Consider the following 24,080-nt stretch of genomic DNA (forward strand, 5'->3'; position numbering starts at 1 on the left):
ATGACCGGAACAGCAGCGGAGTCCACCCCCGTCCCCGCTGTCCGTGTCCCACGGCGCCGCGGCACCGAACTCGCGCTGATCGTCGTGGCCGTACTCCTGTCCGTGTACGGCTACTGCGAGGTGGGTTTGGCCCGCAGCGGCTCCGTCCCGCCCGGCGCCGCCGGTTACGGCGCCGGGCTCGGGGTGCTCGCCCTGCTCGCCCACGCCGCGGTCCGGCTGCGCGCCCCGTACGCCGACCCGCTGCTGCTCCCCATCGCCGTGCTGCTCAACGGACTCGGCCTGGTCCTGATCTACCGGCTCGACCTGGAGACGCCGGAGGACCGCGCGGCCCCCGCCCAGCTGATCTGGTCCACGGTGGGCGTCGCCCTGTTCATCGCCGTCGTCCTGCTGCTCCGCGACCACCGCGTGCTGCGCCGCTACGCCTATCTGTCGGTGGTCACGGCGCTCGTCCTCATGATCGTGCCGATCTTCTTCCCCGCGGTGAACGGCGCCCGCATCTGGATCCGGGTCGGCGGATTCTCCTTCCAGCCCGGCGAGTTCGCCAAGATCCTGCTCGCGGTCTTCTTCGCCGGCTATCTCGCGGCCAACCGCACCGCGCTCGCGTACTCCGGCCGCACCGTCCGGCGGTTCACCCGGCCGCAACTGCCCACGGGGCGGGTGCTCGGGCCGATCGTGGCGATCTGGCTCCTCAGCGTCGGCGTCCTGGTCCTGGAGCGCGACCTCGGCACCTCGCTGCTGTTCTTCGGGCTCTTCGTGATCCTGCTGTACGTCGCCACCGGGCGCACCGGCTGGATCGCCTTCGGCCTGCTGCTCGCGGCGGTGGGCGCGTACGCCGTGGGCTCGCTCGAACCGCACGTGCACAGCAGGGTCCAGGACTGGCTGCACCCCTTCGCGTCCATCGAGGCAGGTCAGGGCGCCAACCAGCTCGCGCAGTCGCTGTTCGCGTTCGCCGCGGGCGGCGTGCTCGGCACCGGGCTCGGCCTCGGGCACTCCGTCCTCATCGGCTTCGCCGCCAAGTCGGACTTCATCCTGGCGACCGCGGGCGAGGAGCTGGGGCTCACCGGCCTCTCGGCGATCTTCCTCCTCTACGCCCTGCTCGTGGAGCGCGGCTACCGGGCCGGGCTGCTGCTGCGCGACCCGTTCGGGCGGCTGCTCGCGATCGGTCTGGCGTCGATCGTGGCGCTCCAGGTGTTCGTGATCGCGGGCGGGGTGACGGGCCTCATTCCGCTGACGGGCATGGCCATGCCGTTCCTGGCGCAGGGCGGGTCGTCCGTGGTCACCAACTGGATCATCGTGGCGCTGCTCATCCGGGTCAGCGACTCGGCACGCGCCCAGCACCTGCCCGGGCCCGGCGTCCGGGGAGAGGACCGCGGGTGACCAGGTACATCCGGCGGGCCGCCGCGCTCTGCGCCCTGCTCCTGGTGGCGCTGCTCGTCAACGCCACCCGCATCCAGGTCCTCGACTCCGGGGCGTACGACGACAATCCCGCCAACCGCCGCAAGGACATCGCCCGCTACGACCGGCCGCGCGGCGACATCCTGGTCGGCGGCAGGGCCGTCACCGGCTCCCGGGACACCGGCGAGCAGCTCCGCCACGAACGCACGTACACGAACGGGCCGCTGTACGCGCCGGTGACCGGCTTCGCCTCGCAGGTGTACGGCACCACGTTCCTGGAGCACGCCGAGGACGACCTGCTCGCGGGCACCGACCCCATGCTCGCCCCGCTGCCCCTGTGGAACGACCTGGCCCGCACCCGCAGCCCCGGCGGCAAGGTCGTCACGACCGTCGAACCGGCCGCGCAGCAGGCGGCGTTCGCGGGGCTCGGCGGCAGGAAGGGGGCCGTGGCCGCCCTCGATCCGGCCACCGGCGCGGTGCTCGCCCTCGTCTCCACGCCCAGCTACGACCCCGAGCGGCTCGCGGGCACCGGCGGCGCGGTGACCGGCGCGTGGGCCGCGCTGAACGCCGACCCCGACAAGCCGATGCTCAACCGCGCGCTCGACCGGACCTATCCGCCGGGTTCGACGTTCAAGGTGGTGACGGCGGCGGCCGCGCTCGACGCGGGCCGGATCTCCGACCTGGACGCCGCCACCCGCTCCCCCGATCCGTACACCCTGCCCGGCACCTCGACGAGCCTCGCCAACGAGGTCGAGGGGTGCGCGGACGCCAGCCTCCGGTACGCCTTCAAGTGGTCCTGCAACACCGTCTTCGCCAAGCTCGGCGTGGACACCGGCACACACGCCCTTGCGGACACCGCGAAGAGGTTCGGCTTCGACGGGCCGGGGCCGCGGGTGCCCTCCCCGGCGGCCCGCAGCACCTTCGCCACCGCCACGGACGAGGCGCAGCTTGCCCTGTCCGCCATCGGCCAGTTCGACACCCGGGCCACCCCGCTCCAGATGGCGATGGTCGCGGCGGCCGTGGCGGGCGGCGGCTCGGTCAAGGCGCCCCACCTGGTGGACCGGACGACGACCGACGACGGCGACACCGTGGCCACGACCCACACGAGGACGCTCCGGCAGGCGATGACCCCGCGGACGGCGGCGCGGCTGCGCGAGCTGATGACGGACGCCGTCGAGGAGGGCACCGGCACGAACGCGGCCATCGACGGCGTGACCGTCGGCGGCAAGACGGGCACGGCCCAGCACGGCGTGGGCAACGCGGGAACCCCCTACGCCTGGTTCATCGCCTGGGCCAGGAAGCCCGCCGCCGCCGAACCCTCCGTGGCCGTCGCGGTCGTCGTCGAGGACGCCGCCGCCGACCGCGCGGACATCAGCGGCGGCGGCAGCGCGGCACCGATCGCGAAGGCGGTGATGGAGGCGGTGCTCCGTTCCTAGCGGGGCGGTCCGCCCGGCCCGCTAGGTCCGGTCGCCGCATCCGCTGGTCGCCGCCACCGGTCGCCGAGCCCGCGGTCACCGCCGGTCACCGCGCCCGCCGGTCGCCGCCGGTCGCCGCGCCCGCTAGTCGCCGAGCTGCGCCGTGGTGCCGGCCCCGTCGATCGCCTCCCTGACGATGTCGGCGTGCCCGGCGTGCTGTGCCGTCTCGCGCAGCAGGCGCAGCACGATCCACCGCACCGGCCGGCGCGCGACGACGCCGGGCTCCCAGGGCGCCTCGGGCAGCGGCACGACGCGGTCGAGCCCGACGCGTGCCACGGCGTCGTCGGTGGCGCGCGCGGCCTCCTCGTACGCGGTGAGGAGAGCGGTCACGGTCGCGCCGGGGGGTGTCTCGTACTGCTCCATGTCGAACATGCCGGGCGGTGTCCCGCCGGTGCCGCTGCTCAGGACGTGCGTCCAGGAGCGCTCGCCCCGCGTGAGGTGGTTGACGATGCCGCCGAGCGTCAGCTCGCTGACCGTGGAGCGGACGGCGAGCTGATCGTCGGCCAGGCCGCGCAGGGTGATGCGGAGGGTGTCGCGCTGCTCGCGCAGGGCGGTCAGGAGTTCCCGGGTTTCGGTCATGCGGCCACGGTAGGACGCAACTAGGTCAGCTTCAGGCCTAGTTGGCGGACTCCGCCGCGCCCGACGCGATGGCATCGGAGACCTCCGCGACCCGGTCGCGCTCCTCCGCGGCGAAGCGCTCCGCGTCCAGCTTCTCGGCGATCTCCTCGTCCTGCTCCATCAGCCGGTCGAGGTTGGAGTCACCCATCTCGAACACGCCCATGTCGACGTACGCCTGCTGGAGCCGCCGGCCCCACAGGCCGATGTCCTTGACGCAGGGCACGATGCGGCTGAAGAGGAGCTGCCGGAAGAGCTGGAGGTACTCGGAGCGTTCGCTGCACTCCTCGGCGTCCCGCTTGGGGATGCCGAAGTTCTCCAGGACCTCCACGCCGCGCAGCCGGTCGCGCATCAGGTGACAGCCCTCGATCACGAACTCCTCGCGCTCGCGCAGTTCGGCGTCGCTGAGCTGCCGGTAGTAGTCGCGCAGCGCCATCCGCCCGAAGGCCACGTGCCGGGCCTCGTCCTGCATGACGTACGCGAGGATCTGCTGCGGCAGCGGCTTGTCGGTGGTGTCGCGGATCATGCCGAAGGCGGCGAGGGCGAGACCTTCGATGAGGACCTGCATGCCCAGGTAGGGCATGTCCCAGCGGGAGTCGCGCAGGGTGTCGCCGAGCAGCGCCTTGAGGTTGTCGTTGACGGGGTAGAGCATGCCGATCTTCTCGTGCAGGAAGCGGCCGTAGATCTCCGCGTGCCGGGCCTCGTCCATGGTCTGGGTGGCGGAGTAGAACTTCGCGTCCAGGTCCGGCGCGGACTCCACGATGCGCGCGGCGCACACCATCGCGCCCTGCTCACCGTGCAGGAACTGGCTGAACTGCCAGGAGGCGTAGTGCTTGCGCAGCTCACCGCGGTCGGCGGCGGACATCCGGTCCCAGTAGCGGGTGCCGTGGATGGAGATGGCCTCGTCGGGGGTGCCGAGCGGATCGAGGGGGTCCACCTCCAGGCCCCAGTCGATGCGCGTGGCGCCGTCCCACTGCTTGTCCTTGCCCTTCTGGTACAGGTTGAGGAGACGTTCGCGGCCCTGGTCGTACTCGAAGCTGAAGCGGGCCGCGCCCGTCGCGGGCACCTCCCAGTCGAGGGGGCCCCGGCCGGGGACGCCCTGGTCGTGACCGGCCTTGACGTACAGATCGCGCGTAGACACTGACGGCTCCTCGCGAGTCTCGGCGGCCCCCGCTGCCGCGCAACCCCGCGAAGGGGTTGCTCCTTCGCAGGCTCACACGCCGGTAGACGCCGGGTCAACAAGTCGCGCACAGGGGATTGACGGCCTTGCTGACAAGCAGTCTCATAAGACGTGACCCCCGGTAACCCGCTTGAGAGAGCACACGAGAGCAGGAGATCTCATGACGACCGTGGCCGAAGACAGCGAACTTGCGGGTCTGCGGGACGCGCTCGGCCTGCTCAAGGACCGCGAGCAGGTGGCGCAGCGCCTGCTCGAGTCGTCCGCCAGGCACTCCTTCGACCCGGACAAGGAGCTCGACTGGGAGGCCCCCGCCGAGGACGGCAAGTGGTTCTGGCCGCCGGAGCTCGTCTCCCTGTACGACACCCCGCTGTGGCGGCGGATGTCCGAGGAGCAGCGCATGGACCTCGCCCGGCACGAGGCGGCCTCGCTCGCCTCGCTGGGCATATGGTTCGAGATCATCCTGATGCAGCTCCTCGTACGGCACATCTACGACAAGTCCGTGACCAGCGCGCATGTGCGGTACGCCCTCACGGAGATAGCCGACGAGTGCCGGCACTCGATGATGTTCGCCCGCATGATCCAGAAGGGCGGGGCACCGACGTACCCCGTCACCAGGCTGAACCACAACCTGGCCCGCGTGCTCAAGACCGTCTCCACCACCCCCGGCTCCTTCGCCTGCACCCTGCTCGGCGAGGAGATCCTCGACTGGATGCAGCGCCTGACGTTCCCCGACGAGCGGGTGCAGCCCCTCGTCCGCGGCGTCACCCGCATCCACGTCGTGGAGGAGGCACGCCACGTCAGGTACGCCCGTGAGGAGTTGCGGCGCCAGATGGTCACCGCGCCGCGCTGGGAGCGGGAGCTGACCCGCGTCAGCTGCGGCGAGGCGGCCCGCGTCTTCTCCCTCGCCTTCGTCAACCCCAAGGTCTACACGGACGTCGGCCTCGACCGGCGCGAGGCCCTGGCCCAGGTCAAGGCGAGCGGTCACCGGCGCGAGGTGATGCAGTCCGGCGCCAAGCGCCTGACGGACTTCCTGGACGACATCGGCGTGCTGCGCGGGGTGGGGCGACGGCTGTGGAAGTCCTCGGGCCTGCTCGCCTGACCGGCCGGGCCCCCGGCGCTCCCGCGCCCCCGGAGGCCGCCCCCGCGACCGGCTCTCCGTACGGGATCACGGTTACGCTGCGGGACATGACCCAAGCCGTCGGCCCCACCCGCGCGTACCGGCGCCTCAGCGTCGAGGAGCGGCGCAGCCAGCTCCTCGACGCCGCCCTGAACCTCTTCGCGCACCGTGCGCCCGAGGAGGTCTCGCTCGACGACGTCGCGGAGGCGGCCGGGGTGTCACGGCCACTGGTGTACCGCTACTTCCCGGGCGGCAAGCAGCAGTTGTACGAAGCGGCGCTGCGCACGGCCGCCGACGCTCTCGAGCAGTGCTTCGCCGAACCGCAGGACGGCCCGCTGACCCGGCGCCTCGGCCGTGCCCTGGACCGCTACCTGGCGTTCGTCGACCAGCACGACGCCGGGTTCAGCGCGCTGCTGCACGGCGGCAGCGTCGTGGAGACCTCGCGCACGACCGCGATCGTCGACGGGGTGCGCCGGGCCGCCGCCGAGCACATCCTCGCCCACATGGAGCTGCCCGAGCCGCCGGGGCCGCGGCTGCGGATGACCGTCCGGATGTGGATAACGGCCGTCGAGGCGGCCTCCCTGATCTGGCTCGACGAGGACAAGCAGCCGCCCCTCGACGAGCTGCGGGACTGGCTGGTCGAACAGTTCGTCGCCCAGCTCGCCGCCACCGCGGGACGCGACCCGCAGACCGCCGCCGTGGCCGTGCGCGCCCTGTCCATGGAGAGCGCGGACGGCGCCGTGGGCGAGCTGGTCCGCCGGGTGCTTCCGGTGGTGGCGGAGGCCGCGCACCTGCTGTGAGGGGCCGCCGCGGGTGCGGCCCGCGGGGCGGGGTCGGCCTGGGGCAAGCCCGCGGGGCGGGGTCGGCTGGGGCGAGCCCGCCGGGGCGGGGTCGGCCTGGGGCAAGCCCGCCGGGGGGCGGGGCGGCGGCAGGGTGCCGTGGCGGGGACGGGTGACACTGGTGCCGTGAAGAGTGAAGACACCCCCTTCGTGGGCGGGCCCCTCGACGGCCGCGTGCTCCCGGTCCTGCTCGGCCCGACCGGGCACCCGCCGAAGGTCTACCGCGTGCCCGTGCCGGACGACGCGGGCGGCGACCCCACGGTCCTTGTGTACCGCCGGGTGCCCGCGGGCCCCGCCCGGCGCTTCGGGCTGCACCCCGGCTGGCGGTACGAGTACGACGCGGAGGGGCGCGGGGGCGGGGGCGGTCTCCGCGACCTGAAGTGGCCGTGGTCGAAGCCGGGGCAGGGGCGCCCGCGCAAGGCGCCGCGCCGGGGTTCCCTGGACGAGTGACCGCATTGCGCCGACCGCCGACCGCCGGCGGGCGGGGCCCGCGGGCGGGGCCGATGCTCGCGGTGCGCGGCGGAAGGACCGCGGCGCACCGGAGGTGATGTCGTGTCAGGAAGGTTGCTGCGCTGGGTGTGCACCGGGTCCGCGCTCTCCGCGCTGGTGACGGCCGCGCCCCTGGCCCCGTACCCGGTGACGGCGGCGCACGCGGCGCCGGGTCCCGGCCGGCGCACCGTCACCGAACTCCTGACGGACCTCCAGCGCCTGTACCGCCGGGCCGAGGAGTCCACCGAGCAGTACAACGCCGCCGAGGAGCAGCTGAAGGACAAGCGCCGCGAGGTCGCCGAACTCGACCGGGGCCTCGCGCGGGCGCGGGCGGCCGCGCACGACGGCAGGGCGGCCGCGGGCCGCCTCGCCCGCCAGCAGTACCAGAACAGCACCGTGGAATTCTCCCCCTACGTCCGCCTGCTCCTCGCCCGCGACCCGCAGGGCGTACTCGACCAGCGGCACGTGCTGCACCGCGCGGGCGCCGAGCGGGCCGCCACCGTCACCCGGCTCGTCGAGGGCGCGCGGAGGGCCGACGCCCTTGCGGACGCGGCCCGGCGAGCCCTGGCCGCGCGGGAGTCGCTCGCGCAGCGGCAGAAGTCCGCCCGCGACAAGGTGCACGCGCGGCTGCGGGAGGTCGAGGGGCTGCTCTCCGCCCTCAGCGCCGACGAGCTGGCCGCCCTGGGGCGGGCCGAGGAGCGGGGCGCCGAGCGGGCGCAGCGCACGCTCGTGGCGTCGGGGGCGCTCGGTGCCCCCGGCGCGGGGCGGGCGCCGTCCGCGCGCGGGGCGCGGGCCCTTCGCTACGCCCTCAAGCAGATCGGGAAGCCGTACGCGTGGGGCGCCAAGGGGCCTTCGGCCTTCGACTGCTCCGGGCTCACCCAGCGGGCCTGGGGGGTGGCGGGGCGGGGGATCCCGCGGACCAGTCAGCAGCAGTGGGCGCGGTTGCCGCGCGTTCCCCTGCGGGGGCTCCGCCCCGGCGACCTGGTCGTCTACTTCCCCAAGGCCACCCACGTCGCCCTTTACCTCGGCGGCGGCAAGGTCGTCCACGCCCCCCACCCCGGCGCCCGCGTCAAGGTGTCCCCCCTCGCCACGAACCCCGTACTCGGCGCGGTGCGGCCCGATCCACGGGCGGCTTCCCTGTCCGGGTACCGGCTGCCGCGGCTGCCCGCGGGCGCTACGCGCGGGGCGGATGCCGGGTAGGCGTCGCGGGCGCTCCCCACGCCGGAGGGGCTGTTTTCAGCCCCTCCGGCGTTTGAGGAGCGGGGTCTGGGGCGGAGCCCCAGTTTCGGGAAGGGCGGGCCTCGGGGCTACGCGGCCGCGGCCCTCGCCAGGTACTCCTCCGTGCGCCCCGCCTCGTAGAAGTAGTGCTCGAAGTCGGCCGGATCGTCGAAGCCGTTGGCGAACCGGTCGGCGACCGCCTGGATGCCCCCCGCGGCGCCGAGGAGCCCGAGGACGTGCCCCGGCGCCACCCCCAGCATGGCGTTGGTCCACTTCGTGGCGTGCCGCGCGGTGTCCCAGTACCGGTCGAAGGCCCCCTGCATCCACTCCTCGTCGAAGGGCCGGTCCCCGTGGGCCACGATCGACGCCAGATAGGAGGCCGCGCACTTGGCGGCGGAGTTGGAGCCCTGCCCGGTGACGGGATCGTTGGTGACGACGACGTCACCGACGCCGAGGACGAGCCCCCCGGAGGGCAACCGGCCGACGGGCTTGCGCACCGTGGGGGCGTACCGCCCGGACAGGGTGCCCCCGGCGTCGGTGAGCTCGACCCTGGTGGCACGGGCGTACTCCCAGGGCGCGAACCTCTCCAGGAGTTCGAGGGTGAGCGCGAGGTGCTCGCCGGGGTCCTTGACGCCCCGGAAGACGTCGAGCGGACCGCCGGGAACCCCCTCCCAGAAGAGGATGTCGGCACGGCCGGACGTGGTGAGCGTCGGCATGACGAACAGCTCCCCCACACCGGGCAGCAGGTTGCACCGCGCGGCGTCGAACTCGGGGTGCTCGGCGCGCGGCCCGAGCCCGTGGACGTACGCCACGGCGAGCGCCCGCTGCGGCGCGCCGTACGGCGAGCGCTCCGCGTCCCGCTCGAACATCGACACCAGCTCGCCCTTGCCCGCGGCCACCAGGACCAGGTCGTACGTACGGGAGAAGTAGTCGAGGTCGGAGACCGCCGCGCCGTGGATGACCAGCTGCCCGCCGCGCCGCGCGAACGTCTCCATCCAGCCGGCCATCTTCACGCGCTGGTCCACGGACTGCGCGTGCCCTTCGAGCCTGCCGACCCAGTCGACGGCACGCCCCGTCCCGGGGCCCGCGACGGAGATGCCCACGCCCTCGATGTCCGGGGCCTGCGACTCCCAGAAGTTCAGCTCCAGGTCGCGCTCGTGCTGGAGCGCCGTGTGGAACATGAGCTGCGTCGACATGACCCGGCCCGACCGCAACTCGTCCGCGGTGCGGTTGGCCATCAGGGTGACCTCGTACCCCTTGGACTGGAGGCCGAGTGCGATCTGGAGTCCGGCCTGACCGGCCCCGACGATGAGTACCTTGCGCATGGTGCTGGGTCCTTGGGTCCTTCCGCTCGGGGCGGCCGCGGGGCGACGGTCCGTGGCCACCGGCTACACGGGGGTGGCGTCCAGGGCGTGGCCGACGAGGGCGAGCAGCGACTCGATCACCGGGATCCGCTGCCGCGCGTCCATGAGCAGGACGGGTACGCGGTCGGGCACCCGCAGCGCCTCGCGCACGTCCTCGGCCTCGTACCGCTCGGCGCCGTCGAAGTGGTTGACGGCCACGACGTAGGGCAGCCCGCAGCTCTCGAAGTAGTCGAGCGCCGGGAAGCAGTCGGTGAGGCGGCGGGTGTCGGCGAGCACGACGGCGCCGATCGCGCCGCGTACGAGGTCGTCCCACATGAACCAGAAGCGCTCCTCGCCCGGCGTGCCGAACAGGTACAGGACGAGGTCGTCGTCCAGGGTGATGCGGCCGAAGTCCATGGCGACCGTGGTCGTGGCCTTCGCCGGGGTCGCGCTCAGGTCGTCGGTGCCGGCGCTCGCCCGCGTCATCAGTGCCTCCGTCCGCAGGGGCGTGATCTCGGAGACCGCGCCGACGAAGGTCGTCCTGCCCACGCCGGAGCCGCCCGCGACGACGATCTTCGCGGCGACCGGCGCGCGGGAGCGGTCGGTCTGCCAGGCCCGGGGCTCCTCCTCGGCGGCGAGGACTTCGGCGGCGAGGAGTTCGGCCGGTGCGGGGTCAGAGACGGCGGAGTCCACCCAGCACCCTTTCGAGCAGTGCGCGGTTCGGCTGCCCCGGGCCGTGGCCCGTCCCGTACACGCGGATCCTTCCCTGGTCGGCGAGGTCGCTGAGGAGTACGCGGACCACGCCGAGCGGCATCCTCAGGAGCGCGGAGATCTCGGCGACCGTACGCATCCGGCGGCAGATCTCGACGATCGCCCGCATCTCCGCCTCGCCCCGCGAAGCCGACGCGTCCCCCGGGGCCGGTTCGCGCCGCTCGTCGGGGGCCCCGATGGCAGGGTCGGCCGGGTCGGCGGGGTTGGCGGGGTTGGCGGCCACGAACGTCTCGACGAGCAGCACGTGGCCGAACCGGGTGCGGCCGCCGGTCAGCGAGTACGGGCGCACCCGCGCGGGCTTGCGGTCACCACGGCCACCGCGGCCGTCACGACCACCACGACCATCACAGCCACCATGATCACTGCGGCCACCGCCGCGCACCGGCAGCTTCGGCGCGGCGCCCATCAGCCGCTCTCCACCGACTGGCGCAGCTCGCTGCGGAGTTCGGGCGTCAGGACGTGTCCGGCCCGGCCGACGAACATCGCCATGTGGTATGCGACGGCCGTCATGTCGCAGTCGGGCGTCGCGTGCACACCGAGCAGCGAGCCGTCGCTGATCGCCGTCACGAACAGGCTGCCCTCCGCCATGGCGACGACGGTCTGGCGCACCTTGCCCCCGTCCATCAGGTGGGCCGCACCGGCGGTGAGGCTGCCGAGCCCGGACACGATGGTGGCCAGGTCCGCGCTGGAGCTCCTGGGTCCTGTCGGGCTCGTCACGGGGCGGCGCCGGGCGTTGCACGCGGGGTCGGAGGAGAGCAGCAGGAGGCCGTCGGACGAGACGACGGCGACGGAGAGGATGCCGGGCACCTCGTCGACCAGGCCGGTCAGGAGCAGGTGCAGGGTGCGGGCCTCGCTGCTGAGTCCGTACGCGAGGAGTTCGCCCTCGGCGTCTGCGGGGGGCTCGCCCTCGGGGTCCGTGCGGGGGGCGCCCTCGGGGTCCGTGCGGGGCTCGCCCTCGGCGTCCGTAGGGGGCTCGTCCTCGGTGGGCTTCTTCGCCCCGTCGGGTGGTGCGGGCTCGGTGGAAGAACCGGGCGTGCGCATGGGCGCAGTCAACTGCTTGCCTCCTCGACTGAGTCCCCCGGAACATCTACGGCTCGGTTGCCTTGGGTGCGGTCGCTTTCGGCGCTGCGGTCGCTTTGCCCGCTTGCGGCGCGGTCGCTTTCGGTGCTGCGGTCGCTCGACTCGTTGGCAGTGCGGTTGCCTTCGGTGGTGCTTGCGGCACGCTGGCCTTCGGTGGTGCCGGTGGCTCCGGCCAGCTCCGCCGCCACGTCGCGGCGGCCGCTGAGCGCCCCCCGCTGGAATCCGCGGAGGCGACGGCGCAGCTCCTCGGGGTCCACCGCGGCCCGTGGCTCGGGCTCGGCTGCCGCGGCGGGCGCGCCGACCTTCGGGGTGCGCTTCGGCAGCCCCTTGGCGGTGAGTGCCTGGGCGGCGCCGTCCGGCGCGGGTCCGGCGTGCTCCGCGGCCGGTGCGGGCCTCGGCTTCGGTACGGGTGCGGGCCTGCGCGGAAGCGGCGACTCGCGTACGGGTGCCTCGTCGCGCGGCAGTTCCTCCGCGGGGAGTGCGGCGTCGGGCTCCGCCGGGGACTGCGCGGCCGTCTTGGGACGCGCCTCCTGCTCCGGCAGGACCCCGTCGTCCGGCCGCGCGTGCGGCTCCGCCTCGTCCGGGGGGTCGGCCGGGACGGGCGGCGCCAGGAGTTCGAGTGTCGTCTCCGCGGTGGCGTCCAGGGGGTCCCGGTCGCCCGTGCGGGAGGGCAGGACGTTGGAGTTGGCCTCGGCCTCGGAGCCGGGCAGGTGCACGAGCGGCCCCTCCGCGCCGGTGCCGGGGACCGGCCGCAGTCCCTCCGCGGCGGGCGGCTCGGTGAGGATCCCGTGGGGCAGTACGACCACCGCGGCCACGCCCCCCTGCTTCTGTTCGCGCAGCCGCACCCGCGCCCCGTGCCGGGCGGCGAGCCGGGCCACCACATAGAGGCCGAGCCCGAGGCCCTCGTCGCTCTCGTGGTCGTACACGTCGTCGGCGGAGAACTCCGCGAGCCGCGCGTTCAGCTCGTCGAGCCGCTCGGGGCCGACGCCGATGCCCTCGTCCTGTACGGAGAGCATGACCTCGCCGTTCTCCAGGAGCCAGCCGGAGACCTCGACTCCGGCGTCGGGCGGTGAGAAGGAGGTCGCGTTCTCCAGGAGTTCGGCGACCAGGTGACTGATGTCGTCGGCGGCGGACCCGGCGATGTGGGCGTGCGGCGGAAGCGCCGCGATACGGACCCGCTCGTACCGCTCGATCTCGCTGACCGCGGCGCGTACGACGTCGACGAGCGGCACGGGCCCGGCGTGCTGGTGGCCGTGCTCGGCACCGGCGAGGACGAGCAGGTTCTCGCTGTGCCTGCGGGTGACGGTGGCGAAGTGGTCGAGCTTGAAGAGCGTGGCGAGGCGGTCGGGGTCCTGCTCGCGCTCCTCCAGGCCCTCGATGACGGCGAGCTGGCGTTCGACGAGGCCGAGGGTGCGCAGCGCGAGGTTCACGAAGGTGCCGTGGATACCTCGCCGTACGCGGTCCAGGTGGACGGCGGCGTCGGCGAGTTCGGCACGCAGCGCGTCACGCTCGTCGGCCGTGGCCTGCCGCGCGTCGGCCATCGTCTGGCGCTGCCCGATCAGGTGCTTGCGGTCGGACTCCAGTGTGGTGAGGCGTTCGTGCAGGGCGACGGTGTGGCCGTGCAGCGCGTTGACGCACCGTACGACGGCGGCGAACTCGTCGTCGCGGCCGGTGAAGCGCACCGGCTCCGCGGTCGTGGGCGCCGCCGCGACCCGCGCGGAACCGAGCCGCAGCACGGCGAGCGGGCGGGTCAGCGAGCGGGCCGTCCCCGTGCACACGCCGACGGCGAGGAGCAGCAGCGCGCCGACGAGCGCGATGCGCAGCTCCAGGGCGGTGACGTCCTTGTCGCGCAGTTCGCCGAGGCTCTTGGTGCGCTCACCGGCGAGCGCGTTCTCCGCGCTGCGCATCGCTTCGATGCGCGCGGTCAGCGCGGCGTCCAGCTTCCCGCGGTCCAGGCGCCGGTCGGCGGCGGAGAGCCGGGGCTCGTCGGTGAGGCGGGTCAGATACTGCTCGGCGGTGGTCACGCCGTTGCCCGCGACGGTCGACTCGTAGGTGTCGCGGGCCTCGGCGGGCGCGGACTCGTCGAAGTCGGCGAGCGCCGCGAGCTCCCGTACGTGGGCCTGCTGGGCGGCGGCGCTGAGGCCGTCGCGGCGGCCGTCCTCCTCGCTGTCACCACTCGCGGTGCCGGACGAGACCGGCAGGCCGGTGACGGGGTCGACGGTGCTGCCGGTCGACGCGGGGCGGGGCACGGCGAGCGCGGCGAGGAGCAGGCCGCGTGCGGCACCGGCCTGGCCGACGGCGTGGTCGAGGTCGGCGACGGCGTACGTACCCGGGCCCGCGCGCGGCGGGAGTCTCTCGGCGAGGTCGCGGGTGAGGCCGTGCAGTTCGCCGATGGCCTTGCCGTACGCCTTGTGGGCGGCCAGCGCGCTGGTCCCGTCGGCGAGGGCGGTTCTGCGCACCGACGCGAGGCGGGCGAGGCCGCGGCGCAGCCCGGCGGTGACGGAGCTGTTGGTGTTCGCGTCGGCCGCGGCCTCGCGCAGCTCCTCCGCCCGCCGATCCACGCGGGCGCGGCGGTCCTCGGAGAGCCTTCTGCCCTCGGGTCGGCCCGCGGCGATGTACGCGGTGACCTCGTCGCGCTCGTCGGCCAGGGAGTGACTGAGCGTGATGGCCTGCTGGGTGAGCTCGGAGAGCGTCACCAGGCTCTGCGACTCCTTCAGTTGCCCCGACGCGCTGACGACCACCGGCGCTCCTGCTCCGGCGACGGTGGCGGCGACGACGAGTACGGCGACGAGGAGCCGGTTGCGGACGCGGGCTCTGGGGGGTGCGGGCGGGGTGGTTCTCGGGGGTGCGGTCGGGTGTGCGGTCGGGGGCTCCGCTTGGGGCGCGGGGTCCTCGTCGGGGGGTGGTGTGTGGGTGGCTTGGGGTTGTGCGCCATGAGCCGGTGCGCCGGGGGGCGGGGCGTCGAGAGGGTGTGGGCCTTGTGACGGTGCGCCGAGGGGCTGGGGGCCTTGGGGCTGTGTGCCGGGGGGTAGTGCGCCTTGGGACGGTGCGTCTCGGGAGGACGGTGTGCCGGAGGGCTGTGCGCCTTGCGACGGTGCGCCGGGGGGCGGCGTACCCGTGCCGGGCTCCGGAGTACGGTTCGCCGTCGCGGCGGACTCCCGATTCGCGGGAGAGGTCACGCCCCGCGGGTTCCCTTCCGGGGCCTGCTGCCCGCCTTCGCGCCGAGGCCGCATCTCTTGCACCGGTGCTCGCATTCCTGTTTTCGTCTGCCCTGGAGCCCGGGTGACGATCCGTCAACGCGAGCGCTCCCGGCCTGGATCCCGACCTTCGCAGACGATTCCAGTGCCGGTGCGCGGCAGTCGCGCATCGCCTGCCTGGCCACCTGAAGGAGTGAACATCGACAGGGAGTTGGTGGGCAAGTCACCCTGAGTGGCCCGGAGGCTGCCCGCGGTGGCCCGGTTGGACGTCCGTGGGCGGCTTTGGCAGGATGCGCCGCCACACTCTCGCCGGAGCGGTTCGTTCCGACCGGAAACCGGCTCCTGACCTGCCGCTGTCTCGTTCCTCGCGACCGCGCGCTCCGGCCGGGGAAGCGGACGCGGACCTCATGCAGACTGACGGTATGCGCATCGAACTGGCCACCGAGCCCGGCGACCCGAACCGCCCCAACGAGGACTACGCGTCGGTGGCGCTCCCCGCGTCCGGACAGGGCGGATCGCTGGTGCTCCTGGACGGCGTGACGCCTCCCCCGGAGGACGTGGGCTGCCTGCACTCCGTTCCCTGGTTCACCGCCCGCCTCGGCGGCGCACTGAGCGAACTGTCCGTTTCACGCCGGGATATGACGCTGACTGAGATCCTCGCGACGGCCATCTCGCGCACGGCGGACAGCCACCGTGACACCTGTGACCTTTCTCACCCACGTACCCCGCAGGCAACCGTGGTCCTCGCGCGGTGGGACGGGGAGCGGTTCGAGCACCTCGTCCTCTCGGACTCGGCGCTGCTCGTCGCGGGCCCCGACGGCGCGGTCGAGGCGGTCCTGGACCAGCGGCTCGCCCAGCTCCCGGCGGCGATCGGCGCGCTGCGCGACGAGGTGCGGGCGCTGCCGCGGGGCTCGGCGGAGCGGGAGGCGGCGGGCCGCCGGTACGCCGCCGCAGTCGAGGCGCTGCGCAACGCCGAGGGCGGCTTCTTCACGGCCGCGGCGGACCCCGCGTCGGCGGCCCTCGCGGTCACCGGCGAGCGACCGCGCTCCACCGTCACCGCGTTCGCGGCCCTGACCGACGGCGCGGGCCGCTGGGTCGAGACATTCCGCGAGGGCGACTGGGCGGAGTGCCTCGCCCTGCTGCACAAGAGCGGCCCGCAGGCACTGGTCGACCGCGTACGGGAGGCGGAGCGCGCCGACCCGGACGGCACCCTGTTCCCCCGCGGCAAGCGGCATGACGACGCGGCGGTGGTGTATGCGGAGTTGTGAGGGGTGCGGGGTGCTTGGCCGCGGGGCGCGGGGTGCTTGGCCGCGGGGTGCGGGGTGGTTGTGCTGGGCGGTGGGGGCTGCGCTGAGCGGCGGATGACTGTGCCGGGCGGTAGGCGGCTGCCCTGAGCGGCGAGGGGCCCGAGGTGCGGGGGTGACTGTGCTGGGCGGTGGGTGGCTGCCCCGCGCGGCGGGGACTGCGCTGAGCGTCGGGCGGCTGCGCTGAGCCGTGGGCGGGGCTGTCAGCGGCGGATGGCTGCCCTTGAACGGTAGGCGGGGGGCCGCGAGGTGCGGGGGTGACTGCGCTGGGCGGTAGGCGGCTGCCCTGAGCGGCGAGGGGCCGCGGGGTGCGGGGGTGACTGTGCTGGGCGGTGGGGGTGTGCTGAGCAGTGGGTGACTGTGCTGAGCGGTAGGCGGCTGCGCTGGGCGGCGGAGGCACCGGGCGGTGCGGGGCGGCGGGGTCAGGGAGCCGGCCCGGCACCCACAGGGCGGCGGTGCGGCGCGGAGTGGGTCCGGTGGCCGCCGTCCGCCCTAGGACTCGGCGCCGACGTTGAGTTTGTGGAGCAGCCGAGCCAGCTCGGCGACCTCCCCCCGGTCCCACCCGGCAAGCTGCCGAACGTACCGTGCCCGCCGCGCCACCCGAACCGTCCGGAACCGCTCGCGCCCCTCATCCGTGAGCCGTACGAGCCAGGCCCTGCCGTCCGCGGGATCCGGCTCCCGCGCGACCAGCCCCAACTGCTCCAGGCTGCGCAGCTGCCGGCTCATCGTCGCCTTGCCGACCCCGATGAAGGCGGCGAGATCGGTGGCGCGCCGCGGCCCCGACTCGTCGAGGAACGCGAGCAACCCGTACGCCGCCGGCTCCAGCTCCGGATGCACCTGCCGGGCCATCTCCCCGGAGGACGCCCGCGCCCGGCGAAGCAGCAGCGTCAACTCACGCTCCAGGGAGAGGAACTCGTGGTCCACACCGCCCTCGGCCGCCGCCTCGCCCCTCTCGGCCCCACCGCCGTGCGCCGCGCCCTCGCGCATGTCAGCACCCATCCCACACTTTCCCGATCCTGAAAGTTTCCGCCCACCGCGGCCATCGCCGCAGCTCGCCCAGTATTTCGCAGGAGTAGACCAACGGCGGGCACCGGCGCCCCTTCCCTCCCCCGGTCTACGTGCGTAGCGTCCCTTCTGACATGTCCACACCATCGACATGTCGACAGGTCCCCCCACCGAGTCCCCTACGTACGGCGTGCCCCGCCCCCACGGCGTGGGAACCGTGAACCACACGCAGGGCGCCGTACGCCGGCGCACGGGACTCCACGAGGCCTTTCGGAGGCACGCCATGCCCGTGCACAGACCCGGTACGGCCCGCCGCGCCCACCACGACGCGGCCGGCATTCTCCTCGCCGTCCTCTCCGCCCTCGCCCTGCTGATCACCCTGCCCGGCGCCGCGCGGTCCGCCGACGGCCACGCTTCGGGTTCCGGCTACGGTTCCTCCCGCGGTGACGGCGTCCCCCCGCGCGGCTCCGCCCATATGGGCATGGGTGTCGTCGAGCACGACGGGCGTGGCAACCTCCCGCGCGGCGGCTCCGCCGTCCAGACCGAGGGCGTCGACGTCAGCAGCCACCAGGGCAACGTCAACTGGTCGGCCCTGTGGAACAGCGGCGTGCGGTGGGCCTACGTCAAAGCGACGGAGTCCACCTCCTACAACAACCCCTACTTCGCCCAGCAGTACAACGGGTCCTACAACATCGGCATGATCCGTGGCGCCTACCACTTCGCCACCCCCGACACCTCGAGCGGTGCCGCCCAGGCCAACTACTTCGCGAGCAACGGCGGCGGCTGGTCCCGCGACGGCAGGACCCTGCCCGGCGCCCTCGACATCGAGTGGAACCCCTACGGCGCCGCCTGCTTCGGCAAGTCACAGGGCGCGATGGTCGACTGGATCCGCGACTTCCTCACCACCTACAAGGCACGCACCGGCCGCGACGCCGTCATCTACACCGCCACCACTTGGTGGAAGCAGTGCACGGGCAACTACGGCGGCTTCGGCGCCACCAACCCCCTGTGGATCGCCCGCTACAACACCAGCCCCGGCGAACTCCCCGCCGGCTGGGGCTTCCACACCATGTGGCAGTACACCTCCACCGGCCCCGTCGTCGGCGACCACAACAAGTTCAACGGCGCCTATGACCGCGTCCAGGCCCTGGCCAACGGCTGATCCCTCCGCACGGGCGGATTCCGCGTACGGCAAGTCCTGTGCGCGGCACACTCCCGCGTACGCCAAGGCCTTGAGTACGGGACGGTCCCGTGTACACCTGGGCGCCGAGTACGGGACGGCCCCGCGTACACCTGGGCGCCGAGTACGGCACGGCCCCGCGTACACCTGGGCGCCGAGTACGGCACGGTCCCGTACACCTAGGCCCCGAACACGCCAAGTCCCGGGATCCGCGGGGATCCCGGGCCTTGGCTCCCCCGCCGCGCCCGTCACGCCGAGGCGGGGAAACCGGGTCACGCCTGCGCAGCCCTGCCGCGCGGGCGCCTTCGTCACGCCGCCGCGGGTACCCGCACCTCGGCCGGGACTAGGGCCAGTTCGAGGACCTGCCGGACGTCCGTCACCGCGTGCACGTCCAGCTTCTCCAGGACCTCGGCCGGGACGTCGTCCAGATCCGGCTCGTTCCGCTTGGGGATCACCACGGTCGTGATGCCCGCCCGGTGCGCGGCGAGCAGCTTCTGCTTCACCCCGCCGATGGGCAGCACCCGCCCCGTCAGCGACACCTCACCGGTCATCGCCACATCCGTACGGACCAGGCGGCCGCTCAGGAGCGACGCCAGAGCCGTCGTCATCGTGACGCCCGCGCTCGGGCCGTCCTTGGGCACCGCGCCCGCCGGGAAGTGGATGTGCACACCCCGGTCCTTGAGGTCGCCCACGGGCAGTTCGAGCTCCGCGCCGTGCGAGCGCAGGAAGGAGAGCGCGATCTGCGCGGACTCCTTCATCACGTCGCCGAGCTGCCCGGTGAGCGTCAGTCCCGCCGCGCCCGTCTCCGGGTCGGCCAGGGACGCCTCGACGTACAGCACGTCGCCGCCCGCGCCGGTTACCGCAAGGCCCGTGGACACCCCGGGCACCGCCGTACGACGCTCCGCCGGGTCCTGCGCGGACTCCGGCACGTGGTGGGGGCGCCCGATGAGACCGCGCAGTTCCTCCGCGCCGACCGTGAACGGAAGCTCGCGCTCGCCCAGTTCGTGCTGGGCCGCGACCTTGCGGAGCAGCCGGGCGACGGACCGCTCCAGATTGCGCACGCCCGCCTCGCGGGTGTACTCCCCCGCCAGCTTGCGCAGCGCGTCCTCGCCGATCGTCACCTCGCCGTCGCCGAGCCCTGCCCGGTCCAGCTGGCGCGGCACCAGGTGGTCACGGGCGATGACGACCTTCTCGTCCTCCGTGTACCCGTCGAGCCTGACCACCTCCATACGGTCGAGCAACGCCTCCGGGATCGCCTCGAGGACGTTGGCCGTGGCCAGGAACACCACGTCGCTCAGGTCGAGTTCGACTTCCAGGTAGTGGTCGCGGAAGGTGTGGTTCTGCGCCGGGTCCAGCACTTCGAGGAGCGCGGCCGCCGGGTCGCCCCGGAAGTCCGAGCCGACCTTGTCGATCTCGTCGAGCAGCACCACCGGGTTCATGGACCCGGCTTCCTTGATGGCCCGCACGATCCTTCCGGGCAGCGCGCCCACGTACGTCCGCCGGTGCCCGCGGATCTCCGCCTCGTCCCGCACCCCGCCGAGCGCGACCCGCACGAACTTGCGTCCCATCGCGTGCGCCACGGACTCCCCGAGCGAGGTCTTGCCGACACCGGGCGGGCCGACCAGGGCCAGGACCGCGCCGCCGCGCCGCCCGCCGACGACGCCCAGACCGCGGTCCGCGCGCCGCTTGCGCACCGCCAGGTACTCGGTGATGCGCTCCTTGACGTCCTGAAGACCCGCGTGCTCGGCGTCGAGGATCTCCTGGGCGCCCTTGATGTCGTTCGCGGAGGCACCGTCGTCGGTCCGCTCGTTCCACGGCAGTTCGAGCACCGTGTCCAGCCATGTGCGGATCCAGGAGCCCTCGGGCGACTGGTCGCTGGCGCGCTCCAGCTTCTCGACCTCCTTCAGCGCCGCGTCGCGCACGTTCTCCGGCAGGTCGGCCGCCTCGACGCGGGCGCGGTAGTCGTCGGACTCGTCCTCGCCCTCCTTGCCGTCGAGCTCACGCAGCTCCTTGCGCACGGCGTCCAACTGGCGCCGCAGCAGGAACTCGCGCTGCTGCTTGTCCACGCCCTCCTGCACGTCCTTGGCGATGGACTCCGCCACGTCCTGCTCGGCCAGGTGCTCCCGCAGCTGCTCGGTGGCGAGCTTCAGGCGCGCCGTGGGGTCCTCCGTCTCCAGGAGCCGGATCTTCTGCTCAGTGGTGAGGAACGGTGAGTACCCGGAGTTGTCCGCCAGCGCCGACACGTCGTCGATCTGCTGCACGCGGTCGACGACCTGCCAGGCACCGCGCTTCTTCAGCCAGCTCGTGGCCAGCGCCTTGTACTCCTTGACCAGCTCCGCGGTGGCTCCGGGCAGCGGATCGGGCACGGTCTCCTCGACGCGCGTGCCCTCCACCCACAGGGCGGCGCCCGGCCCGGTCGTACCCGCCCCGATGCGCACCCGCCCACGTGCCCGGATCAACGCTCCCGGGTCCCCGTCCGCGAGCCGCCCCACCTGCTCGACCGTGCCGAGCACACCGGTGGCCGCATACGTCCCGTCGATCCGAGGAACAAGCAGCACCGTGGGCTTGCTACTGCTTCCACTGGACCGCGCGGCAGCCTGAGCGGCCTCCACCGCGGCGCGTACATCGGCATCGGACAAGTCGAACGGCGCCACCATGCCGGGCAGCACGACCTCGTCGTCGAGCGGCAGCACAGGCAGGGCAAGCGGCGCATTGGCCCCTGACGCAACAGACTCAGCAGTCATGATCTCCCCTTCGGCATCCAAGTTGAGCTATACCAACTCAATGCTTGTGAGCCCCTGAATGTTCCTCGGCCGTGTTCGCTGTCAGCGATCACCCCTGTCACCGCGGGAAAGCCTCTAAGTAAGGTTCACTCACGCCTTGGAGCTATTACTTCTCCGCAGCGATCACTTTCCCGGCCCGCCAACTGACCCATCGGCCCATTGGTCCGCTGCTCACTGCCCCACTTACCTAAGGGATGCTTCATGCACGGCACAGAAGGAGCTCGGATGTCGGGCAACGAGGTCGTACGCGCCTGGATCGACGGCTGGGTCGTCTCCCGCGGGGCCGCCCCGCCGCTCATGGAACCGTGGGGCTTCACCGTGGACGTCGGCCACATCAAGCACCCCACCAGGCACGTCCTCGGCAGTACGGGCACGAATGTCCAGGAGGTCGACGTCCGCAAGGTCGCCACGGCGGTAACCGGAGCCGATGTGTGGCTGAAGGTCTTCGACCCCCCCGCCCGTGTCGCCCCCTGGCTCGGCCCCGAGTGGTGGCTCGACCCCGAGCCCGGCTACCTGATGACCGTGCCCCTCGCCCCCGTCACCCCGGACCGCCTGACCGTCCCCGACGACTACCGTCAGCGCACCTGGGCGCGCGGCGGCGTGATCCGCACCATGATCTCCTCCGCCGACGGCGCCTGGGTGGCGCGCGGCCAGATCGCACCGACCGGCCGCACGGCGGTCGCCGACCAGATCGAGACGTCCCCGCAGCACCGGCGCAAAGGCCTGGGCAGCCTGGTCATGCGCACCCTCACCGCCGCGGCCTTCGACCAGGGCGCGGAGATCGGCGTACTGGCGGGGACTCCGGAAGGACGCGCCCTGTACGAGTCCCTGGGGTGGCGGGTGGTCGCGGACCTGACGAGCGCGCGGCGGAAGGGTCCGGAGGAGGCCTGAGGCCAGCCCCCCCGAGAGGGGCCGCCCACCCTGCGCGTTATCTGGCGCCCGCCGCAGCGCCGGCCTTTCTCGCGCGAGTGTCCACGTACGCGTACGGCAGCCCGGGCACCATCAGCAGCAGCGTCACCCACAGAGGCACTCGGAAAAAGGTGTCGTCGCCGAACAGCGACGAGGCAATCTGTGCGAACGCCAACCCCGCTCCGCCGACGAGCAGCCACCCCTTGAAGCCGAGGGAGCCGCGCTTTATCTCCACGGCGACGGTGCCCGCGAGTATCACCGCGTAGAACGCCAGTCGCGGTCCCTCTATGGACAGCGTGAGCGTCCGGTCGATCAGGTGCGTGAGGAACAGCAGCGAGCCGAGGACGAACGGGGTGAGCGCTGCCATTCGCAGCACCCGCCGATGCAGGGGTGCGCGGGCTCGGGCCCAGGTGGCGGCGAACGCCTTGGCGTCCGGGCCTACCACGTCCTGGGCGGAGCGGCCTGCCGCGGCGGCCTCCTCGAGGTGCGCGGAGAGCTCGGCCAGCATCTCGCGCATGGAGGCGTCGTCAATGCCTCTGTACTCCCAGTTGCTGCGGCAGATCGCCAGGACGCGGGCTCTTTCCGCAGTGGCGGCTGCCCTGCCGGGGTCGGGTTCGAGTTCGGGTGCGGTTGCGGTCGCTCCGTCACGGGCCGATGTCTTACTCGTCGTCTGATCCGTCATGTCGTGCGTCCCCCCAATCACTCTGCCGCTGGTCTCCACTGATTCCGTGGCCCTGCGGCCCTTGCCTGGCCCAGAGGCCCAGCTGGCCCTACTCGTGCTGCTCGCGCTGCTCGCGCTGCCCGTCGTGCAGCGTTCTGGAGACCGCCACCGTGAAGGTGCTCCAGGTGGCGCGGCCGGCGGTCAGCTCGGCTGCGCCCGCCTCGGTGAGGCGGTAGTACTTGCGCGGAGCCCCGCCCGCCGCGGACGGCGCGCGGTAGGAATCGATCAACCCTGCTCGCTCCATACGGGCGAGCAAGGGATAGATGCTGCCCTCGCTCACCAGATCCAGGCCGCTCTGCGTCAGAGCTTCCACGAACTCATATCCGTACCGAGGCCGTTCCCCGATGAGCGCGAGCAGGCACAGATCAAGCACCCCGCGCAGCAACTGACTGCGACGCTGGTCGTGCGACGCGGACAGTTCCTTTGTCATGCAGTACAAGGTAGTCGCCATTACCTTGCACCGCAAGACATTTATACGGAGGCCAGAGTTCCGGCAGGTGGCGGTGGGCGAAGCTGGCGCGGAGTGGAGTGGAGTAGAGCTGAGGAGCCGAGTAGAGGGAGAAGGAGTGGAGTGGTGAACGGGACGCGCAAACGGGCTAAGCGGTCAGGCCGGGGTCCGCAGACCTCCAGCGCCGCAGCAACGGCCACGTCACCACGCCCACGACGAGCGCCAGCAGGTGACCCCAGTTGGTCATCGGATCGGCGAAGGCCACGAGGTCCTCGACGAGCATCCAGCCGAACCCGGCGAGAACGGTCCAGCGCAGCCACGACGAGAGCAGCCCGGCGAGGGCGCCGACGCTGGCGGCGACGCCGAAGCTGATGCCGTAGTCCAGTCGGTGCAGGGAACTGCCGGGGAGGTGTCCGGCCAGGACCGAGAGCCCGACCGGCACTTCGGTGACCAGCGTGGCGACGACGTGCCCGAGCAGGAACACGCCCGCGGTGCGCAGGCCGCCGATCCGGCGCTCCAGCGCGGTGAGGACGAGCAGGAACACGATGGCGTACGGCGATGTGATGCCACCGGCGATCCAGAGGGCGCTGGCGAGGAGGACAAACACCGGCCGGTCCGCGAGGTGCGCCACGTCGGTGCTGGACCCCTGATAGAGGGAGGAGACGAAGGAGGGGTCCGCGAACTCAGCGAACAGCGAGGTCAGGAGGAGGAGCGCGGCGTACGCGAAGGTGAAGGGAGTTCCGATCGGCGTCGGCAGGACCCGCCACGGCCGCAACCGCAGCAACCCGCCCACCCACGGCCCCCGATCGGCGCGCGCACCGCGAGCACCGAAAGCGCCACCAGTGTCACTGACACCACCAGCATCAAAGACCTCAGGGTCAACCGACCCCACGAGGGAGCGCACGGAACCAGAACCCGCCCCCTCCACGCCCCCCTCAGCAGCTCCCTGCCTGCCCACCTGCCGCGGCACACCGTCAAGCGTCGACACAGCTCCGGAAACCCCGGCGGCCC

21 protein-coding genes are annotated in these 24,080 nt (G+C 73.0%); 9 read left to right on the top strand and 12 right to left on the bottom strand.

Annotated elements, in window-relative coordinates:
• A complete protein-coding gene (locus tag ACH4DX_RS10830; RefSeq protein WP_398154857.1) occupies window positions 1–1,377 on the top strand; it encodes an FtsW/RodA/SpoVE family cell cycle protein in 1,377 nt (458 codons plus the stop codon).
• Window positions 1,374–2,831: a penicillin-binding transpeptidase domain-containing protein gene (locus ACH4DX_RS10835; RefSeq protein ID WP_398154858.1), complete on the top strand. Its 1,458-nt coding sequence runs from the start codon at window positions 1,374–1,376 to the stop codon at window positions 2,829–2,831. Before ACH4DX_RS10830 ends, ACH4DX_RS10835 begins: the two co-directional genes overlap by 4 nt.
• A 123-nt stretch (window positions 2,832–2,954) precedes the next feature.
• On the opposite strand, the gene ACH4DX_RS10840 is transcribed toward ACH4DX_RS10835, so the two are convergent.
• Together ACH4DX_RS10840 and ACH4DX_RS10845 are read right to left on the bottom strand one after the other, a co-directional pair.
• The gene (locus tag ACH4DX_RS10840; protein WP_398154859.1) at window positions 2,955–3,449 is read right to left on the bottom strand and encodes a DinB family protein; all 495 of its coding nucleotides are present in this window, start codon (window positions 3,447–3,449) and stop codon (window positions 2,955–2,957) included.
• Window positions 3,450–3,486: 37 nt separating this feature from the next.
• A complete protein-coding gene (locus tag ACH4DX_RS10845) occupies window positions 3,487–4,626 on the bottom strand; it encodes a ferritin-like domain-containing protein (protein WP_398154860.1) in 1,140 nt (379 codons plus the stop codon).
• Between the two features lie 199 nt (window positions 4,627–4,825).
• Here ACH4DX_RS10845 and ACH4DX_RS10850 point away from each other — a divergent pair, with 199 nt between their 5' ends.
• The 4 genes from ACH4DX_RS10850 (at window position 4,826) to ACH4DX_RS10865 (ending at window position 8,310) form a co-directional block, all read left to right on the top strand.
• On the top strand, window positions 4,826–5,764 hold the full coding sequence (locus tag ACH4DX_RS10850) for a diiron oxygenase (protein WP_398154861.1): 939 nt from the start codon (window positions 4,826–4,828) through the stop codon (window positions 5,762–5,764).
• A gap of 86 nt (window positions 5,765–5,850) precedes the next feature.
• Window positions 5,851–6,582: a TetR/AcrR family transcriptional regulator gene (locus ACH4DX_RS10855; RefSeq protein WP_398154862.1), complete on the top strand. Its 732-nt coding sequence runs from the start codon at window positions 5,851–5,853 to the stop codon at window positions 6,580–6,582.
• Between the two features lie 165 nt (window positions 6,583–6,747).
• The gene (locus ACH4DX_RS10860) at window positions 6,748–7,071 is read left to right on the top strand and encodes a hypothetical protein (protein ID WP_398120551.1); all 324 of its coding nucleotides are present in this window, start codon (window positions 6,748–6,750) and stop codon (window positions 7,069–7,071) included.
• Window positions 7,072–7,173: 102 nt separating this feature from the next.
• The gene (locus tag ACH4DX_RS10865) at window positions 7,174–8,310 is read left to right on the top strand and encodes an NlpC/P60 family protein (protein WP_398154863.1); all 1,137 of its coding nucleotides are present in this window, start codon (window positions 7,174–7,176) and stop codon (window positions 8,308–8,310) included.
• 107 nt (window positions 8,311–8,417) lie between these two features.
• Here the strand turns inward: ACH4DX_RS10865 and ACH4DX_RS10870 are convergent, their stop codons facing one another.
• From ACH4DX_RS10870 to ACH4DX_RS10890, 5 genes are all read right to left on the bottom strand, one after another.
• Complete coding sequence (locus tag ACH4DX_RS10870; RefSeq protein ID WP_398154864.1) at window positions 8,418–9,653, bottom strand: styrene monooxygenase/indole monooxygenase family protein; 1,236 nt, start codon at window positions 9,651–9,653, stop codon at window positions 8,418–8,420.
• A gap of 63 nt (window positions 9,654–9,716) precedes the next feature.
• Entirely contained in the window at window positions 9,717–10,364 is a 648-nt protein-coding gene (locus tag ACH4DX_RS10875) for a GTP-binding protein (protein ID WP_398154865.1), read from the bottom strand.
• Complete coding sequence (locus ACH4DX_RS10880; RefSeq protein WP_398154866.1) at window positions 10,345–10,848, bottom strand: DUF742 domain-containing protein; 504 nt, start codon at window positions 10,846–10,848, stop codon at window positions 10,345–10,347. Before ACH4DX_RS10880 ends, ACH4DX_RS10875 begins: the two co-directional genes overlap by 20 nt.
• Window positions 10,848–11,282 carry a roadblock/LC7 domain-containing protein gene (locus ACH4DX_RS10885; RefSeq protein WP_398155246.1) on the bottom strand — a complete coding sequence of 145 codons (435 nt, stop codon included), beginning with the start codon at window positions 11,280–11,282 and terminating at the stop codon, window positions 10,848–10,850. Before ACH4DX_RS10885 ends, ACH4DX_RS10880 begins: the two co-directional genes overlap by 1 nt.
• A 209-nt stretch (window positions 11,283–11,491) precedes the next feature.
• Window positions 11,492–14,263 (bottom strand): nitrate- and nitrite sensing domain-containing protein, encoded by a 2,772-nt coding sequence (locus tag ACH4DX_RS10890; RefSeq protein WP_398154867.1) that lies wholly within the window; start codon window positions 14,261–14,263, stop codon window positions 11,492–11,494.
• A gap of 878 nt (window positions 14,264–15,141) precedes the next feature.
• Between ACH4DX_RS10890 and ACH4DX_RS10895 the strand changes: the two genes are divergently transcribed.
• Window positions 15,142–15,987: a hypothetical protein gene (locus ACH4DX_RS10895; RefSeq protein WP_398154868.1), complete on the top strand. Its 846-nt coding sequence runs from the start codon at window positions 15,142–15,144 to the stop codon at window positions 15,985–15,987.
• Between the two features lie 528 nt (window positions 15,988–16,515).
• Here the strand turns inward: ACH4DX_RS10895 and ACH4DX_RS10900 are convergent.
• Complete coding sequence (locus tag ACH4DX_RS10900; protein WP_398120818.1) at window positions 16,516–17,010, bottom strand: MarR family winged helix-turn-helix transcriptional regulator; 495 nt, start codon at window positions 17,008–17,010, stop codon at window positions 16,516–16,518.
• A gap of 301 nt (window positions 17,011–17,311) precedes the next feature.
• On the opposite strand from ACH4DX_RS10900, the gene ACH4DX_RS10905 reads away from it, so the two are divergent.
• Window positions 17,312–18,190: a lysozyme gene (locus tag ACH4DX_RS10905; RefSeq protein WP_398154869.1), complete on the top strand. Its 879-nt coding sequence runs from the start codon at window positions 17,312–17,314 to the stop codon at window positions 18,188–18,190.
• Between the two features lie 326 nt (window positions 18,191–18,516).
• Here the strand turns inward: ACH4DX_RS10905 and lon are convergent, their stop codons facing one another.
• Window positions 18,517–20,952, bottom strand: a complete 2,436-nt coding sequence (gene lon / locus ACH4DX_RS10910) for an endopeptidase La (RefSeq protein WP_398154870.1) — start codon at window positions 20,950–20,952, stop codon at window positions 18,517–18,519.
• 264 nt (window positions 20,953–21,216) lie between these two features.
• On the opposite strand from lon, the gene ACH4DX_RS10915 reads away from it, so the two are divergent.
• A complete protein-coding gene (locus ACH4DX_RS10915) occupies window positions 21,217–21,882 on the top strand; it encodes a GNAT family N-acetyltransferase (RefSeq protein ID WP_398154871.1) in 666 nt (221 codons plus the stop codon).
• A gap of 37 nt (window positions 21,883–21,919) precedes the next feature.
• Here the strand turns inward: ACH4DX_RS10915 and ACH4DX_RS10920 are convergent, their stop codons facing one another.
• The 3 genes from ACH4DX_RS10920 to ACH4DX_RS10930 all read right to left on the bottom strand — a co-directional run bounded on the left by ACH4DX_RS10920 (window position 21,920) and on the right by ACH4DX_RS10930 (window position 24,039).
• Window positions 21,920–22,582 (bottom strand): hypothetical protein, encoded by a 663-nt coding sequence (locus tag ACH4DX_RS10920; RefSeq protein WP_398154872.1) that lies wholly within the window; start codon window positions 22,580–22,582, stop codon window positions 21,920–21,922.
• Between the two features lie 88 nt (window positions 22,583–22,670).
• Complete coding sequence (locus tag ACH4DX_RS10925; RefSeq protein WP_398154873.1) at window positions 22,671–23,051, bottom strand: PadR family transcriptional regulator; 381 nt, start codon at window positions 23,049–23,051, stop codon at window positions 22,671–22,673.
• Between the two features lie 166 nt (window positions 23,052–23,217).
• Window positions 23,218–24,039, bottom strand: a complete 822-nt coding sequence (locus tag ACH4DX_RS10930; RefSeq protein WP_398154874.1) for a rhomboid-like protein — start codon at window positions 24,037–24,039, stop codon at window positions 23,218–23,220.
• Window positions 24,040–24,080 lie beyond the last annotated feature (41 nt).

Origin of the sequence: Streptomyces sp. NPDC017940, assembly GCF_044328435.1 — a bacterium.
Taxonomy (GTDB): domain Bacteria; phylum Actinomycetota; class Actinomycetes; order Streptomycetales; family Streptomycetaceae; genus Streptomyces.

Excerpts from the sequence above, each read along its gene's own strand:
- ACH4DX_RS10830 (WP_398154857.1), top strand. The coding sequence starts at position 1 with ATGACCGGAACAGCAGCGGAGTCCACCCCCGTCCCCGCTGTCCGTGTC.
- ACH4DX_RS10840 (WP_398154859.1), bottom strand. The coding sequence starts at position 3,449 with ATGACCGAAACCCGGGAACTCCTGACCGCCCTGCGCGAGCAGCGCGAC.
- ACH4DX_RS10850 (WP_398154861.1), top strand. The coding sequence starts at position 4,826 with ATGACGACCGTGGCCGAAGACAGCGAACTTGCGGGTCTGCGGGACGCG.
- ACH4DX_RS10855 (WP_398154862.1), top strand. The coding sequence starts at position 5,851 with ATGACCCAAGCCGTCGGCCCCACCCGCGCGTACCGGCGCCTCAGCGTC.
- ACH4DX_RS10870 (WP_398154864.1), bottom strand. The coding sequence starts at position 9,653 with ATGCGCAAGGTACTCATCGTCGGGGCCGGTCAGGCCGGACTCCAGATC.
- ACH4DX_RS10880 (WP_398154866.1), bottom strand. The coding sequence starts at position 10,848 with ATGGGCGCCGCGCCGAAGCTGCCGGTGCGCGGCGGTGGCCGCAGTGAT.
- ACH4DX_RS10895 (WP_398154868.1), top strand. The coding sequence starts at position 15,142 with ATGCGCATCGAACTGGCCACCGAGCCCGGCGACCCGAACCGCCCCAAC.
- ACH4DX_RS10900 (WP_398120818.1), bottom strand. The coding sequence starts at position 17,010 with ATGCGCGAGGGCGCGGCGCACGGCGGTGGGGCCGAGAGGGGCGAGGCG.
- ACH4DX_RS10905 (WP_398154869.1), top strand. The coding sequence starts at position 17,312 with ATGCCCGTGCACAGACCCGGTACGGCCCGCCGCGCCCACCACGACGCG.
- lon (WP_398154870.1), bottom strand. The coding sequence starts at position 20,952 with ATGACTGCTGAGTCTGTTGCGTCAGGGGCCAATGCGCCGCTTGCCCTG.
- ACH4DX_RS10915 (WP_398154871.1), top strand. The coding sequence starts at position 21,217 with ATGTCGGGCAACGAGGTCGTACGCGCCTGGATCGACGGCTGGGTCGTC.
- ACH4DX_RS10920 (WP_398154872.1), bottom strand. The coding sequence starts at position 22,582 with ATGACGGATCAGACGACGAGTAAGACATCGGCCCGTGACGGAGCGACC.
- ACH4DX_RS10925 (WP_398154873.1), bottom strand. The coding sequence starts at position 23,051 with ATGACAAAGGAACTGTCCGCGTCGCACGACCAGCGTCGCAGTCAGTTG.